Annotated in this window: 12 protein-coding genes and 1 pseudogene; 10 read left to right on the plus strand and 3 right to left on the minus strand. The window is 61.7% G+C overall.

Annotated elements, in window-relative coordinates; all coding sequences use genetic code 11:
• Window positions 1-187 precede the first annotated feature (187 nt).
• Window positions 188-1,078 (minus strand): LysR family transcriptional regulator, encoded by an 891-nt coding sequence (locus tag M0D69_RS41150; protein ID WP_301787537.1) that lies wholly within the window; start codon window positions 1,076-1,078, stop codon window positions 188-190.
• A 106-nt stretch (window positions 1,079-1,184) separates the two neighbouring features.
• Between M0D69_RS41150 and M0D69_RS41155 the strand changes: the two genes are divergently transcribed.
• The 6 genes from M0D69_RS41155 (at window position 1,185) to M0D69_RS41180 (ending at window position 6,767) form a co-directional block, all read left to right on the plus strand.
• A complete protein-coding gene (locus tag M0D69_RS41155) occupies window positions 1,185-2,270 on the plus strand; it encodes a YeiH family protein (RefSeq protein WP_301787538.1) in 1,086 nt (361 codons plus the stop codon).
• Window positions 2,271-2,428: 158 nt separating this feature from the next.
• Window positions 2,429-3,163: a glutathione S-transferase gene (locus M0D69_RS41160; RefSeq protein ID WP_301787539.1), complete on the plus strand. Its 735-nt coding sequence runs from the start codon at window positions 2,429-2,431 to the stop codon at window positions 3,161-3,163.
• Between the two features lie 45 nt (window positions 3,164-3,208).
• Window positions 3,209-4,012: an aldo/keto reductase gene (locus M0D69_RS41165; protein WP_301787540.1), complete on the plus strand. Its 804-nt coding sequence runs from the start codon at window positions 3,209-3,211 to the stop codon at window positions 4,010-4,012.
• Window positions 4,013-4,185: 173 nt separating this feature from the next.
• Window positions 4,186-5,922 carry a ClcB-like voltage-gated chloride channel protein gene (locus tag M0D69_RS41170; protein WP_301787541.1) on the plus strand — a complete coding sequence of 579 codons (1,737 nt, stop codon included), beginning with the start codon at window positions 4,186-4,188 and terminating at the stop codon, window positions 5,920-5,922.
• Between the two features lie 298 nt (window positions 5,923-6,220).
• Window positions 6,221-6,493 (plus strand): hypothetical protein, encoded by a 273-nt coding sequence (locus M0D69_RS41175; protein WP_301787542.1) that lies wholly within the window; start codon window positions 6,221-6,223, stop codon window positions 6,491-6,493.
• Window positions 6,494-6,524: 31 nt separating this feature from the next.
• Complete coding sequence (locus tag M0D69_RS41180; RefSeq protein ID WP_301787543.1) at window positions 6,525-6,767, plus strand: DUF2795 domain-containing protein; 243 nt, start codon at window positions 6,525-6,527, stop codon at window positions 6,765-6,767.
• Between the two features lie 36 nt (window positions 6,768-6,803).
• Here M0D69_RS41180 and M0D69_RS41185 read toward each other — a convergent pair whose 3' ends face one another.
• Entirely contained in the window at window positions 6,804-7,424 is a 621-nt protein-coding gene (locus M0D69_RS41185; protein ID WP_301787544.1) for a TetR/AcrR family transcriptional regulator, read from the minus strand.
• Between the two features lie 324 nt (window positions 7,425-7,748).
• Between M0D69_RS41185 and M0D69_RS41190 the strand changes: the two genes are divergently transcribed.
• The 3 genes from M0D69_RS41190 to M0D69_RS41200 are packed head-to-tail and all read left to right on the plus strand — an operon-like array spanning window position 7,749 to window position 13,602.
• On the plus strand, window positions 7,749-8,930 hold the full coding sequence (locus M0D69_RS41190; protein WP_301787545.1) for an efflux RND transporter periplasmic adaptor subunit: 1,182 nt from the start codon (window positions 7,749-7,751) through the stop codon (window positions 8,928-8,930).
• Window positions 8,927-12,112 carry an efflux RND transporter permease subunit gene (locus M0D69_RS41195; protein WP_301787546.1) on the plus strand — a complete coding sequence of 1,062 codons (3,186 nt, stop codon included), beginning with the start codon at window positions 8,927-8,929 and terminating at the stop codon, window positions 12,110-12,112. The genes M0D69_RS41190 and M0D69_RS41195 overlap by 4 nt, the downstream gene beginning before the upstream one ends.
• A complete protein-coding gene (locus M0D69_RS41200) occupies window positions 12,109-13,602 on the plus strand; it encodes an efflux transporter outer membrane subunit (RefSeq protein WP_301787547.1) in 1,494 nt (497 codons plus the stop codon). The genes M0D69_RS41195 and M0D69_RS41200 overlap by 4 nt, the downstream gene beginning before the upstream one ends.
• 579 nt (window positions 13,603-14,181) lie before the next feature.
• Here the strand turns inward: M0D69_RS41200 and M0D69_RS41205 are convergent.
• Entirely contained in the window at window positions 14,182-14,523 is a 342-nt protein-coding gene (locus tag M0D69_RS41205; protein ID WP_301787548.1) for a hypothetical protein, read from the minus strand.
• A 107-nt stretch (window positions 14,524-14,630) separates the two neighbouring features.
• On the opposite strand from M0D69_RS41205, the pseudogene M0D69_RS41210 reads away from it, so the two are divergent.
• A pseudogene (locus M0D69_RS41210) lies at window positions 14,631-14,888 on the plus strand (hypothetical protein); the annotation flags it as partial.

The following is a 14,888-nucleotide window of genomic DNA, read 5'->3' on the forward strand; positions in this document are numbered from 1 at the left end:
AGCGTGCAGACCCCAGTTTTTGGCACCTGATAGCACGGTGCTCGCCAGACTCACCGATGTTTGAACCCCTCCTTCTCGCGAATCCTGACACGAACACGCTTCACCCCCAACGCTCTCGGGCAAGCACCATGCGCCTTTGGTTTCAACGGTATTTCCCGCGTCCGCGCAGTCTAATCAGCGGCAATCGTCATTTTTCAACTCCATCCTCCACGCATAGCGCGTAAAACCTCGCCGCCGCCCGCGATGCCGCCGCCCCATGGGGCATCAAGATCGAAAACCGTCGTGTCAGCGGCTCCGGTGTAATCCGCAAACGCTGCAACGCGCCGTCCTCATGGCGCATCGACATCGCCGACACAAAACCGATCCCCATCCCCGCCCGCACGGCTTCCTTCACGCCTTCCACGCCCGCAATTTCCAGCGCGACGCGCATTTGCACACCCGCCCGGGCGCACGCGCGTTCAACCAGTTGGCGCACGCCCGAACCGGTCTCGCGCAAAACCACCGGACTCGCGCACAACGCCTCCAGCGTCACCCCGCCCGAGGCCGCCGCCAGTGGATGACCACTTGGCGCAATCGCCACAATCTCGTCCTCGCGCCACGGCGTGGCTTCGGTTCCCGGCGGTAAATCGGCACCCACCGGTCCCTCGATCATCCCAATATCCAGCGAACCAAGCGCAGCAACGATCTCCGTCGTATTTCCATCGATGGTATGAATCACCACGTCCGGATGCCGCCGATGAAACTCCGCAATCAGATAAGGCAACAAGTAACTCGCCGGCGTCGTGCTCGCCCCAATTCGCAGCGTGCCGCGCTCGAGCCCCCGTAGCGCATCCCGGTACGCATATGCCTGGCCAAAGGTCTCCCGGATCCTCACTGCATAAACAGCGAGCTGTTCACCCGCCGTCGTCAGCCGGATGCCACGGCCGTCGCGCTGGTACAAAGGCTCGCCGAATTCGTCCTGCAACTGACGCAACTGCCCCGACACCGCAGGCTGCGACAAATGCAACGCGACCGCCGCACGGCTGATATTGCTGTGCTCAGCAACAGTGGCGAAAGTTATAAGCTGATCGGGGGTCATGGGTATCAAATATCGTTTAGACCGATAGTTTACATTCTAAATGACGATTTTTCATATCGATATATCCAGAATAGGATTGGCCTGGTCAAACCACGGTGGAAAAACCATGAATTCCCTCGCCACTCCTGTCACATCAGGCTCCGCTCCGACCGGTCAAACACGCGGCCAACTGAACGGCATCCTGTTCGTCGCGCTGTTCGCCGCCGCCGTCACGCAGTTGTCCACGCTGCCGTTCATCTCGAACCTGGGACTGAGTCCGCTGATCGTCGGCATTGTCGCGGGAGCCATCTATGGCAATGCGCTGCGTGACGGCATGCCGGAAAGCTGGGCGTCAGGCATCAATTTCTCCGCCCGCAAACTGCTGCGTATCGCGGTGGGATTTTTCGGGCTACGTGTGAGCCTGCAGGAAATCGCGCAAGTCGGGCTGCCGGGGCTGACGGTATCGGTGCTCGTGGTGGTGAGCACGCTCATCATCGGCACGTGGGCCGGCATGAAGCTGATGAAACTCGACCGCGATACAGCATTGCTGACCGCAGCCGGCAGCGCGATCTGCGGCGCCGCAGCGGTGCTTGCGTTCGAATCGACGCTGCAATCCGAGCCGCATAAAAGCGCGATGGCAGTCGGCAGCGTAGTGCTGTTCGGCACGCTCTCCATGTTCCTCTATCCGCTCGCCGTGCACCTCGGCTGGCTGCATCTGGATACATTGGGCGTCGGCCTGTTTTTCGGCGGCACGATTCACGAAGTGGCGCAGGTGGTGGGCGCGGCCAGCAACGTCAGCCCGGAGGCAACGCATATCGCGACGATCGTGAAAATGACGCGCGTGATGCTGCTCGTGCCGGTGCTGCTCGCGATCGGCATGTGGGTGAACCGCTCGCGCAACAACGGCCTGACTGACGATACCGGCACCACTGGCACGAAACGCAAGCTGGCGATTCCCTGGTTCGCGCTCGGGTTCCTCGCGCTCGTGATCGTGAACTCGCTGCACGTGCTGCCCGCCCCCGCCACGCACACGCTGAACACACTCGACACTTTCGCATTGACCATGGCGATGACCGCCTTGGGCATCGAAACGCGGATCGCGCAAATTCGTCAGGCCGGGCCGCGCGCGCTGGTGACGGGCGCCATCGTTTATGCCTGGCTGATCGGGGGAGGACTCGCGATTACCGTTGGCGTCGAGCGCCTGCTCGGGTAACGTGGGCCGATGGTGCCGCTTGCAGGAATATGGAAGCCTCGCCGCATGCGGGGCTTTTGCTTTTCAGCGAGCTTACGAGCGCAACGGCACGCGTGTTGCTACCCTTCTGTCTCTGGTTTCCCGCGTTTTTCAGCCGTCAGATCACGAGGATATTGCCGATGGCCTACGAACTTTATTACTGGGACGGTCTTCAAGGCCGGGGCGAATGTGTCCGGCTCGCGCTGGAAGACGCCGGCGCCGAATACATCGATGTGTCACGCGGCGCGAAGAAGGAAGGACAAGGCACCGGCGCGATGATGAAGATCATCAACAGCAAGACCGAGCCGCACATTCCATTCGCGCCGCCGTTCCTGAAAGACGGTGAGCTGATCGTGCCGCACGTCGCAAACATCCTGCTGTATCTCGGGCCAAAGCTGGGTCTCGCGCCGAAGGACGAAGGTCTTCGTTACGTCGCGCACGGCTTGCAGTTGACCATCGCCGACATGGTGACCGAAGTGCACGACACCCACCATCCGCTCGCGAGCGCTCTCTATTACGAAGATCAGAAAGACGCGGCGAAGCGTCGCGCGAAGGATTTCGTCGAGAACCGGGTTCCGAAATTCATGGGTTATTTCGAACGTGTTCTCGCACAGAACCCGCAAGGCGATACGCAGATGATCGGCAACGCGACCACCTACGTGGATTTGTCGATGTTTCAACTTGTGGACGGCCTGCACTACGCGTTTCCCCGCGCGATGAAAAAATTCGGCACGTTATATGCGCGCGTGGCCGCGCTGCATGACGCCGTGCTCGAACGACCGAACGTTGCGGCTTATGTGGACTCGGAACGACGGATTCCATTCAACGAGTCCGGCATCTTCCGCCATTACCCCGAACTGGATCAGGACGCCTGAACCGGCCGGCTTATTTTGGATAACCAATCAAGCAAGGAGCACCAGATGGTTGAAACGATTCCCTCTTTCGGACTCGGTACGTTTCGCGTAGATTCGGAAAAAACCGCCAAGGCTGTAACGAGCGCGCTGCAACTCGGCTATCGCCATATCGATACCGCGAAGTACTACAACAACGAAGAAGCCGTCGGCAAAGGCATACGCAATTCGGTCGTACCGCGCGAAGATATCTGGATCACCACGAAGGTCTGGCACGACCAGCTGCGTCGAGATGACGTGGTGAAAAGTCTCGTCGACAGCCACAAGAAGCTGAACATCGGCACGATCGATCTTGCGCTGATTCACTGGCCGTCGCCGGATAGCGTGGTGCCGATCGGCGAATCTATCGCGGGCTTCCAGGACGCGCAGAAGCAGCAATTGATCCGGTTTTTCGGGGTGTCGAACTTTACCGCGCCGTTGCTCGAAGAAGCGTTGAACGCACCCGGCGGCAAGGGCATTGCGACGAATCAGTTCGAAATCAGCCCGTTCCTCGCGAACCGCAAGCTGGTCGAGGCGACGCAAAAACTCGGCGTGAAGGTGACCGCGTATATGCCGCTCGGCGAAGGCCGCGCGCATAAAGACCCAACGCTGATTGCCATCGCGAAGAAACATGGCGTGACGCCGGCCCAAGTGACGTTTGCGTGGTTGCTGTCGCGCGATATCGTGGTGCTGTCGGCATCGACGAATCCGGAGCACCAGGAACTGAACTGGGATTCGCAAAAGGTGAAGCTGGATGCCGACGATATCAAGAAGATCGATGCGCTCGACGAAGGTCAGCGTAACGCCAAGCCGCCGTTTGCGCCGAAGTGGTGAGTCAGCGTTTTAACGTTGAAAATCCGGCCTCATAAAACAAGGCCGGATTTTTACATGCCGGGCCAGCTTGACCCGCATCCACGCGGGCATCGGAGCACCGCCCCGCGGCCACTCGCCGGTGATATCCTTCCCCCGCACCATTGGCCCCGATCCGCTCCGACATTCAAGCTCACGTGCTTTCATTCCTGCTTAAACTTCGCACCCGGGCACAGCGCCGGTTCCGTTTCTCCGAAGCCCACACCATGCTCGTGTGGGCCGTTATCGTCGGTGTGGCCGGCGCGTTTGCCACCGCGCTGTTTCGCGATGGCATCGACGGATTGCAGCGGCTGTTCGGCGGTGCGAACGGTAACTTCGTCGAGATGGCAACGCGCCTTCCATGGCCCGTGCGGGTCACATTGCCGGCCGCGGGCGGCCTGATCGCGGGCGTGTGCCTGTTGATCGCCCGGCGTCGAACGACCGCTCAGGCGCATGCCGACTACATGGAAGCCGTGACTATCGGCGACGGTGTCGTACCGGTCTCGCAAAGCCTGTGGCGCAGCATCTCGTCGCTGTTCACTATCGCGAGCGGCGGTTCCATCGGGCGCGAAGGCTCGATGGTGCAGCTCGCGGCGCTGAGCGCGTCGCTGATCGGCCGCTGGGTCCACTTCGACCCGCCGCGCCTGCGCCTGCTCGTGGCCTGCGGCGCGGCCGCCGGGATCACCTCGGCGTACAACGCGCCTATCGCCGGCGCGTTCTTCGTCACCGAGATCGTGCTTGGCTCCATCGCGATGGAAAGCTTCGGGCCAATCGTGGTGTCCTCGGTGGTGGCGAACATCACGATGCGCGAATTCGCGGGCTACCGGCCGGCTTACGAAATGCCGGTGTTTCCGACCGTCACGGGCGTAGAAGTGCTGCTGTTTGTCGCGCTCGGCTTGATCTGCGGCGTGCTTGCGCCGTATTTCCTGCGCCTCTTGGCGGCATCGAAACAGCGCTTTGCCAAGCTGCCTCTTCCCTTACCGATCCGGCTCGGACTCGGCGGCTTGATCGTCGGCGTGATTTCGATCTGGTATCCCGAGGTCTGGGGCAACGGTTATGAAGTCGTCAACTCGATCCTGCATCATCCGTGGACCTGGGAGGCGCTGGCCGCGGTGCTGTTCTTCAAGATCGTCGCGACTGCGGCGACTGCGGGTTCCGGCGCGGTGGGCGGGATTTTCACGCCGACGCTCTTTGTGGGCGCCGTGGTCGGTTGCCTGTTCGGGCTGACAGCGCATGCGATCTGGCCGCATTCCACGTCCGCGCCGTTCGCCTACGCGATGGTCGGCATGGGCGCATTCCTCGCCGCCGCCACGCACGCGCCGTTGATGGCCATCCTGATGATCTTCGAAATGACGCTGAGTTATCAGGTCATGCTGCCGCTGATGCTCTCGTGCGTGGTGGCGTTTTTCATCGCGCGGGCGTCGGCGCAGACCTCGATGTACGAGGTCACGCTGCGGCGCAATCGCGACGAAAAGGAGCGCTTGCGGCTCGCCGCCACGCAGATGCGCGAACTCGTGAAACCCGCCGAAACGATCGTGCCGCTCGATGCAGACGTGAAAACGATGACCCGCGTGTTCCTCGAGTATCCGGTGAAGTACCTCTACGTCGTCGATGCAGACGGCCAGTTTCGCGGCGTGGTTGCGCTGAAAGACATCACCTCCGATCTGCTCGACGAAGGCAACACCGACATCAAATCCGCTTCGGATTATCTGCAACCTCATTTCGATGTGCTGACACCGGACATGTCGCTGGGTGAAGCGTTGCAGCATTTCCTGGCGTTCCAGGGCGAGCGCTTGCCGGTCATCGATTGCGCGGCGCGGCCCGTGTTGCTCGGCGTGGTGTACAAAACATCGCTTCTCGATGCCTACTTCCGTTTAAATCCGGCATCGCGCTGAAATTGCGCAGAGCGTGCAAAATTGCGGCAGTGCCTGCCCGCGCGTGAAGCACACGCTGAAAACCCGATTCGAGAATTGACTCGAAGAACTGCCGCCGGCGCCGCTTGAGACATAGCTCGACGGACACGCTGAATTCATCAGGTAAACCGCGGAAAGACTGCCGGTATTGATTGGCATAGCCTTTGCTCGATTCCCCGCTACTATTGTCTGTACTGTCCCGTATTCATGCTGCTTTTGGACCGCTTGCGTACTGCCGCTTGCGTACTGCTTGTGGACTTAGTGTCAGGAGGGTTGAGCGATGAAAACCTCAACGACTTTATCGATGGTCTTGGTATCCGTGTCGTGTTACGCCGCGCCGATCCATACGGACGATGCAGCAATCGACGCCCGCCAGGCTGAAGCAATGCGCGTGGTGCTTGCCATGCGCGCCAATGCTGCGCCGGTGTCCCCGCCCGCGCCGGAAGTGAGGGCGCAGGACCTCGATCACGCGCGCTGGCTTCACGTGGCGTTGCCGAAATCGCGGACGCCCAGCCACGGGATGGCAAGCCAGGTGATACAAGTTCAGACGTAAGCAGGATCCATTAAAGCGACCAAGGGCATCCATGACCGATACGCACGCGAACGCCAGCTTGAACGATGAACCGATCGACGATGAAATCGCGCAGGTCTTGCGGGATCTGACATATCCGGCCAACAAGGCTGGCATTGTCGATGCGGCGCGCGCGGCGGGCGTGAGCAACGACGTGATCGCTGTCTTCGATGGTTTGCCGGAACAGGATTATGCGAGCGCGGATGCAGTGGAGCAGCTGCTAGGCAGTAATGGCGGATCGGGGATCGCAATCTGAGAGGTTGTTCGTCCTTCTTGTTCTCACAAAAAACCCTCAAACCACATCAGCCCCGAACACCACGCGGCTAAAAAACTTCGCCAGTACGGCTTCGGACATTTCGCTGCCGCAAGCCTGCGGATCGGACGTATAAAAAAACTGCATTCCATCGATCAACGCCGTCAGCCCAAGCGCAAGCTGCTCCGCGGGCATGGGCAACGGCGTCCCTGCCCGCTCTGAAAACGCGACAATATACGCCGTCGTCGTCTGCAACAATTCCCGGATGAATGCATTGAATTGCGCGCGAAATTTCGCATCGCGACTCGACTGCAATTTCGCTTCGACCCAAAGCAAAAAACACTTGTTGTCGCGATAGCACTCGCTGTAATACTGCAACAGGCGGCTTTCCATGTCGGCCCGGCTCGCCTCACCGTCGAAGATGGAATGCAGCCGCGTCATGATCCCGTCGTGATCGCGCTTGAGCAGTTCCAGAAACAATGCGGACTTGCTGCCGAAGTTCGAATAGAACGCCCCGCGCGTATAACCCGCCGCCGCCGCAATGTCCTCGACACTCGCGGCAACAAACCCCTTCTTCATGAAAACAGCTTGTGCGGCGTCCATCAGACGCTGACGCGTTTGATCACGGCTTTGCTCCCGGGTCAGGCGAATTCGTTTCATCGGTCGAGTTTAGCATCTCAAAATTGAATTATGATACGACTGTGATTCCAGATTCATAGTTGTATTAGAATTCATCGCGTATCTGGCGGCGACGTACCGGGAAGCTTGGTGGCCTTGGCGAGCCAAGCTTTCGAACTGCGCGCCCCGAACCGCGCCATATCTTGAAAACGCGCAGCGACACACCGTGTCGGCGCTGCGCGCCGGCCGTGTCTGCAAGTTCGTATTGCACGCACGGAAGCTTTTGCGTCGAGGTCACTCGTGATTCTGCAAGTCTGTCGCCACACGTTGCCACCGCTGTCGCTGCGATCGCGCTTAAAGTCGTTTATGTCGTTGGGCGCAGCTTCCAGGCCGCCCGATTCCTTTCCGGTTCGCCGAGCCCTTGCCTGGTCGCTCGGCGTAGTTGCGATCGTGGCGCTTAGCGCATGCAGCAAGAAGGAAGCGGCGCCCGTCGCGCTGCGTCCGGTGGTCGCCGTCGCGGCCACCGCCGATGGAAAAACCACGCAGTCATCGCTGCCCGCAACGATAGAAGCACGCTACTCGACGCCATTGTCGTTTCGCGTAGGCGGGAAAATCATCGAGCGGCGCGTGCGTCTCGGCGACAGCGTGAAGGCCGGCGAGATCGTGGCGAAACTCGATCCCGCCGACAACGCCAAAAGCGCCGCGAGCGGGGCCGCGCAACTCTCCGCCGCGCAACATCAGCTCACTTATGCCGAGCAGCAGCTCGTTCGCGATCGCGCCCAGGCGCAGGAAAACCTGATCGCTCGCGCGCAACTCGAACAAACCGAGAACGCTTACGCAGCGGCGCTCGCCCAACGCAATCAGGCGCAGGCGCAGGCCGCGCTGTCGGCTGATCAGTTGAAATACACCACGCTTGTCGCCGATAAAGCCGGTGTCATTACGGCGGAGCAGGCTGACACGGGGCAGAACGTATCGGCGGGACAAGCAATCTATAACCTCGCGTGGAGCGGCGAGATCGACGTGGTGTCGGACGTGCCGGAAACCACGCTCGGGTCGCTCACGGTTGGCCAGAAAGCAACCGCGACGATCGCCGCGCTTGGGGGCAAACAGTTCGCCGCACGCGTGCGCGAAGTGTCCCCCGCCGCCGATGCCCAGAGCCGCACGTATCGCGTAAGGCTGACGCTTGAAGCGCCCACGCCGGAGGTCCGGCTCGGCATGACCGCCGACGTGGCGTTCGCGCAGGCGCAGGCGCCGGCGTCGAATGCATCGGGTGCATCGGGACCATCCGACCCATCCGCGCAAGCGTTCACGCTGCCCGCCACCGCGCTTTTCCACGCGGACAAGCTGCCCGCCGTCTGGATCGTGAAAGCGGACGGGTCGCTTGAATTGCGGCGAGTGGAAGTGTCTCGATACGGCGAGCGCACCGTGACGGTTTCCCAAGGCATCACAGCCGGCGACCGCGTGGTATGGCAAGGCGTGCATACCGTTTCCGCCGGCGAGAGAGTTCGCGTGGTCGCGCCCTTGCATCCGGAAGATTTCGCGTCATGAGCGATCACGAACGGGATTCATCGGCAGCCGAAGCTGCGGCTGCTTCGGGCGATTATCGACACGAGGAAGGCCGCTTCAACCTCTCGGCCTGGGCGCTTCGCCATCAGGCGCTAGTGGTATTCCTGATCGCGATGGCGACCATTTTCGGCGTCCTCGCCTACACGCGGCTCGCGCAATCGGAAGACCCGCCGTTCACCTTCCGCGTGATGGTGATCCAGACCTTCTGGCCGGGCGCAACCGCGCGGCAGGTGCAGGAACAGGTCACCGACAAGATCGCGAAAAAACTGCAGGAAACACCCGCCACCGACTTCCTGCGCAGCTATTCCCGCCCCGGCGAATCGCTGCTGTTCTTCACGATGAAGGACGGCGCGCCCGCGAAGGACGTGCCTGAGGAGTGGTATCAGGTCCGCAAGAAGGTCGGCGATATTGCCTACACGCTGCCCAAGGGCGTGCAAGGTCCGTACTTCAACGACGAGTTCGGCGACGTCTTCACGAACATCTACACGCTGGAAGGCGACGGTTTTTCGCCGGTGCAGCTCCACGATTACGCCGACTCGCTGCGCACAGTCTTGTTGCGCGTACCGGGTGTGGCGAAGGTCAATTATTTCGGCGATCAGGACGAGCGCGTCTACATCGAGATCGCGAACACCCAGCTCACGCGGCTCGGCATCTCGCCGCAGCAGATTGCGCAGGCTATCGATGGCCAGAATGCCGTTGCGCCCTCGGGCACCCTGACTACGCCCGATGACCGCGTGTTCGTGCGGCCGACAGGCCAGATCACTGACATGGCCGCACTCGCAAATACGCTGATCCACGTGAACGGGCGGTCGTTCCGTCTTGGGGATATAGCAACTATCAGGCGCGGTTACCTCGATCCGGCGGTCACGCAGATGCGCTCGGCCGAGAAGCCGGTATTGGGTATCGGCATAACGATGCAGCCGGGTCAGGACGTGGTGCAACTCGGCAAGGCGCTCGATGCACAGGTGGCTCAGCTGCGCTTGCAACTCCCCGCTGGCCTTGTGCTCAACGAAGTGTCGAGCATGCCGCATGCGGTATCGAAGTCGGTGGACGACTTCCTGGAAGCCGTCGCGGAAGCCGTCCTCATCGTGCTGATCGTGAGCCTGGTGTCGCTTGGCGTGCGTACCGGCATGGTGGTCGTGATCTCGATTCCGGTCGTACTCGCCGTCACCGCCCTCTTCATGTATCTCTTCGATATCGGCCTGCACAAGGTCTCGCTCGGGACATTGATTCTCGCGCTGGGCTTGCTGGTCGACGACGCCATCATCGCGGTCGAGATGATGGCGGTGAAGCTGGAGCAAGGCTGGAATCGCTCGCGCGCCGCGGCCTACGCCTACACCAGCACCGCGTTTCCGATGCTCACCGGCACGCTGGTGACCGTGGGCGGTTTCCTGCCGATCGCGCTGGCCAAGTCGAGCACCGGCGAATACACGCGCTCGATCTTCGAGGTCTCGGCGATTGCGCTAATCGCGTCGTGGTTCGCAGCAGTCGTGCTGATTCCGCTGCTCGGCTACAAGCTCTTGCCCGAGCGCAAACGCGAGGCGCATCACGCGCCCGATCACGAACACGATATCTACGACACGAAGTTCTACACGCGTCTGCGCGGCTGGCTGACGTGGTGTATCGAGCGGCGTTTTGTCGTGCTCGGCATCACGCTCGTCTTGTTCGTTATCGCGTTGGCGGGCTTCACGCTCGTGCCGCAACAATTCTTCCCGAGTTCGGACCGCTCGGAACTGCTCGTCGATGTCCGCTTGCAAGAAGGCGCCTCATTCGAAGCCACGCTGCGCGAGACCAAGCGCCTTGAGAAAGTGCTGGAAGGACGCCCCGAGATCGACCACGTGGTGAACTTCGTCGGCTCGGGTGCGCCGCGATTCTATCTGCCGCTCGACCAGCAGTTGCAGGTGCCGAACTTCGCGCAGTTCGTGATTACGGCGAAGTCCGTCGAAGATCGCGAGAAGCTCGCGCGTTGGCTCGAACCCGTGTTGCGTGAGAAATTTTCGTCGATCCGCACGCGTTTATCGCGGCTCGAAAACGGTCCGCCGGTCGGTTATCCCGTGCAGTTCCGCGTGAGTGGCGATGACCTGACGACAGTGCGTGGTATTGCCGAAAAAGTCTTCGCGGAAATGCGCGCCGACAGTTGGACAACTAATGTCCAGTACGACTGGGACGAACCGTCGGAGCGCTCGGTGCGCTTCGAGATCGACCAGAAAAAGGCGCGCGAACTCGGTATCAGTTCGCAAGACGTATCGGATTTCCTCGCGATGCAACTGACCGGTTATACCGTCACGCAGTTTCGTGAACACGACAAGCTGATCAGTGTCGACTTGCGCGCGCCGAAGCGCGAACGCGTCGATCCGGCGAAGCTCGCCACGCTTGCCATGCCGACGCCGAACGGACCTGTGCCGCTCGGTACGATCGGGCATGTGGTGAACGATCTGGAATATGGCGTGATCTGGGAGCGCGACCGTCAGCCGACCATCACCGTGCAGTCGGATGTGAAGGCCGGCGCGCAGGGCATCGACGTCACGCACGCGATCGAGAAGAAACTCGCCACGTTGCGCGCGGGCTTGCCGGTTGGGTATCGGATCGAAGTGGGCGGCCCGGTTGAGGAAAGCGCGAAAGGCCAGTCGTCCATCAACGCGCAGATGCCGATCATGGCGATCGTCGTGCTGACGCTCCTGATGATCCAGTTGCAGAGCTTTGCGCGCGTGATGATGGTGGTGCTGACCGCTCCGCTCGGGCTGATCGGCGTGGTACTGGCGCTGCTGCTGTTCAACAAGCCGTTCGGTTTTGTCGCCATGCTCGGCGTGATCGCCATGTTCGGGATCATCATGCGAAACTCGGTGATTCTCGTCGACCAGATCGAGCAGGACATTGCAGCGGGACATCCTCGCTTCGATGCCATCGTCGGCGCGACTGTGCGGCGTTTCCGGCCAATCACGCTGACCGCCGCCGCTGCCGTGCTCGCGCTGATTCCGCTGTTGCGCAGCAACTTCTTCGGACCGATGGCAACCGCGCTCATGGGCGGGATCACGAGCGCAACCGTGCTCACACTGTTCTACTTGCCGGCGCTGTACGCGGCTTCGTTCAAGGTAAAACACCACGAGCGTGCCGGGTTTGAAGAGCAAAACGCGCCCGATGCCCGCAATGGAGGCCAGTCATGAAACGCTACTCCCTGACTGCTCTTGGGTTCGCAGCCGCCCTTTCCACCCTTTCCACCCTTTCCGCCTGCTCGTTCGGCCCGGATGGAAAACCGCCCATGCTGCCCTCGGTGCCTCACTACGGCGTCAATGCGCAACCTGTGCGCACCGTGACGGCCGAAGGGGTATCGCAGAGTTTCGATGCCGGCGCGAAACCCGTGCCCGAGTGGTGGAAGTTATACCGTTCGGAGCCGCTGAACGCGCTGGTCGACGAAGGCTTGCGCAATAGCCCAAGTCTCGCCGCCACCGATAAAACCCTCGCCGCCGCACGCGAACAATTGCGGGCGCAAGTCGGTTCGTCGATGCTGCCGAGCGTCGACCTCGGCGGCCAAGCGGATCGTGAGCGCGCGATCGGCCTACCGAACATTGGTCCGCCGACCGTGCTCTACAACCTCTTCGTCGGCCAGATCCGGGCGCAATACACGTTCGATCTGTTCGGCGCTGCGCGTCTCGCGGACCAGGCGCTGGCCGCGCAAGTGGACAGCCAGTCCTGGCAATTCGATGCCGCCCGCCGCGCGCTCGCCGCGAACATTGTCACGGGCGCGATCGGTGCGGCCTCGTTGGGCGCGCAAATCGATACGACCGAACGGCTGATCGTCCTCGCCGACGAAGACGCACGCGAAACGCAGCGCCGCTACGAACTCGGCTCGGCGTCACGTTCGGACGCGCTCAACGCGCAGTCGAGCGCCGCTGCGCTTGCCGCGTCATTGCCGGGACTGCGGGCTCAGTGGCTTGCAACGCGTCATGCGCTTGCTGTCATGCTCGGCCGCACGCCCGATCAGGCACCGCCGGATCTCGATCTTGCGTCGCTCACCGTGCCGGCGAACGTGCCGGTTGTCGTGCCGTCGGAATTGCTTGCGAGCCGCCCGGATATTCAAGCCGCCGATTCCTTGCTCAAAGCCGCCGCCGCACAGGTCGGCGTCGCAACCGCGCAGATGTTCCCGAGCCTGACGCTGTCGGCGTCGATGGGCAAAGCGGGTTTTAGCTGGCCGAGCGCTTTGTCCGGCGCGGGCGCGATCTGGAGTATCGGCGCGTCGCTGTCGCAGCCGCTCTTTCACGGAGGCGCGCTGCTCGCGCAAAAGCGCGCGGCGCAGGCAAGCTACGAAGCCGCCGTCGCGCAATACAAGCAGACGGTGCTGAGCGCGTTTCGCAACGTGGCGGATTCGCTCGCGGCGCTCGAGCAGGATAACCAGGCGCTCGATTTCGCCGATACCGCCAGCCGCACTTCAATGAGCGCGTTCACGGATTCGGCGGCGCGTGCGCGGCTCGGGGCGATTCCGCCCTCGGCGGCACGTGCGAGCGAGCGCCAATATCGCAATGCGCGGCTGACCGCAATCCGCTACGAAAGCGCGCGTCTGAGCGATACCGCGTCGCTGTTCCAGGCAATGGGTTCGCCGAATGGCGGTACAGCGAACGTCGCGGCGGCAGAGAAAACGGCCGCGACGGCGAAATAACCGCCACGCGTCCCCTCGCCTCAAACGTAAAAATTTGAAGCGAGCGGTGCAAGCAAAAAGCCGTTCCAACTCACGTTGGAACGGCTTTTTGCTTCGTCAGGACAACCGGACAATCACGTGCATTGCCACGAGGGTCCGGAGCTCAAGGTGTCGAATTTTCACAATCCGCCTCGCTTTAAACGTCGCACTGCCATCCAAATGGCTCCCTGAGTTCAACTTCTTCAACGAAATCCCTCACTATTCGGATAAATCGTGTTATTTCGGACCGCGCTTTCCCATAGGCTTGCGAGCTTTGTGTATTCAGGGGAAATGCCATGTCTCGCCCACCGCTCCGCGACCTGTATCGCCTCGTTCATTCAGGACTGGAAAAAGTCGCGCTGGCGTGCGCTGCCTTTGGTTTGATGCACGCAACAGCCCGCGCCGGAGAATCCGCGCCTGCCAGCGTGTCCGCGGGTGACCAATGGAGCAGCAGCGCCTCGCCACAGCCCGCAGCCCGCAGCCCGCAGCCGACGATGCCTGGAGCAACCCCGCTGCAACAAGTCTCGATCACGACGATGCCTGGAGTGCCCCGCCCGCCGATCACTTCAGATCGCCCGTGCAACTCCGCGCTGAATCGCCGGCATCGGCATCGGTATCGACGTGAGAGCCGAAACCGATACCGGTCGCAACGAAGACCGCGCAAAGCCCAGTAGCACCAACAGTCCAGGAAACACCCAGCGCTCTCGCAATGGATAATTCCGGCTGGAACGAAACACCACGTGGACGCGCGCCCGGCTTGATTGCATCGAATAACGCACGGCATAACCGCTCCGCGCCGGTCGCTGAACCGACCGCGCAGCCGAAAGCATCGATACGCATCGCCCCCGCGCTGCCAGCCGATCCGTGGAGCGCCCCCGTGACCGGCCTCGTCGCAGCGGACAATGTTGTCCGGCCTGCCCCGGCAGCGCCTGCCGCACCCTTCGACGCCAGCTCGTACTGGAATTTCGCGGTCTCGCCTTACGTCTGGTTGCCGCGGGGTCAGCGGCTCCATGCGCTTTACCGGCCCCGGCACGGCTGACGGTTTTGGTAGTCGCTCCGTCGATGCATCGACGGGTACGTACAAGCCTTTGCGGGACCTCAAATTCGCCGCGATGATCCAGGGTGAGGCGCGCGAGGGCGACTGGAGCGTCTTCGCCGACACCGTGCTGCTCAGTTTCGGCAAGCACGGAGCATCAGTGATTGACGTCCTCCTGGTCCTAAAGGACCGGGATTCCTTCTGCAAGACGGCCACGTCCGGCCGCAGCATG

The organism is Caballeronia sp. SEWSISQ10-4 2 (genome assembly GCF_030464885.1).
In the GTDB taxonomy this organism is placed as follows: Bacteria; Pseudomonadota; Gammaproteobacteria; order Burkholderiales; family Burkholderiaceae; genus Caballeronia.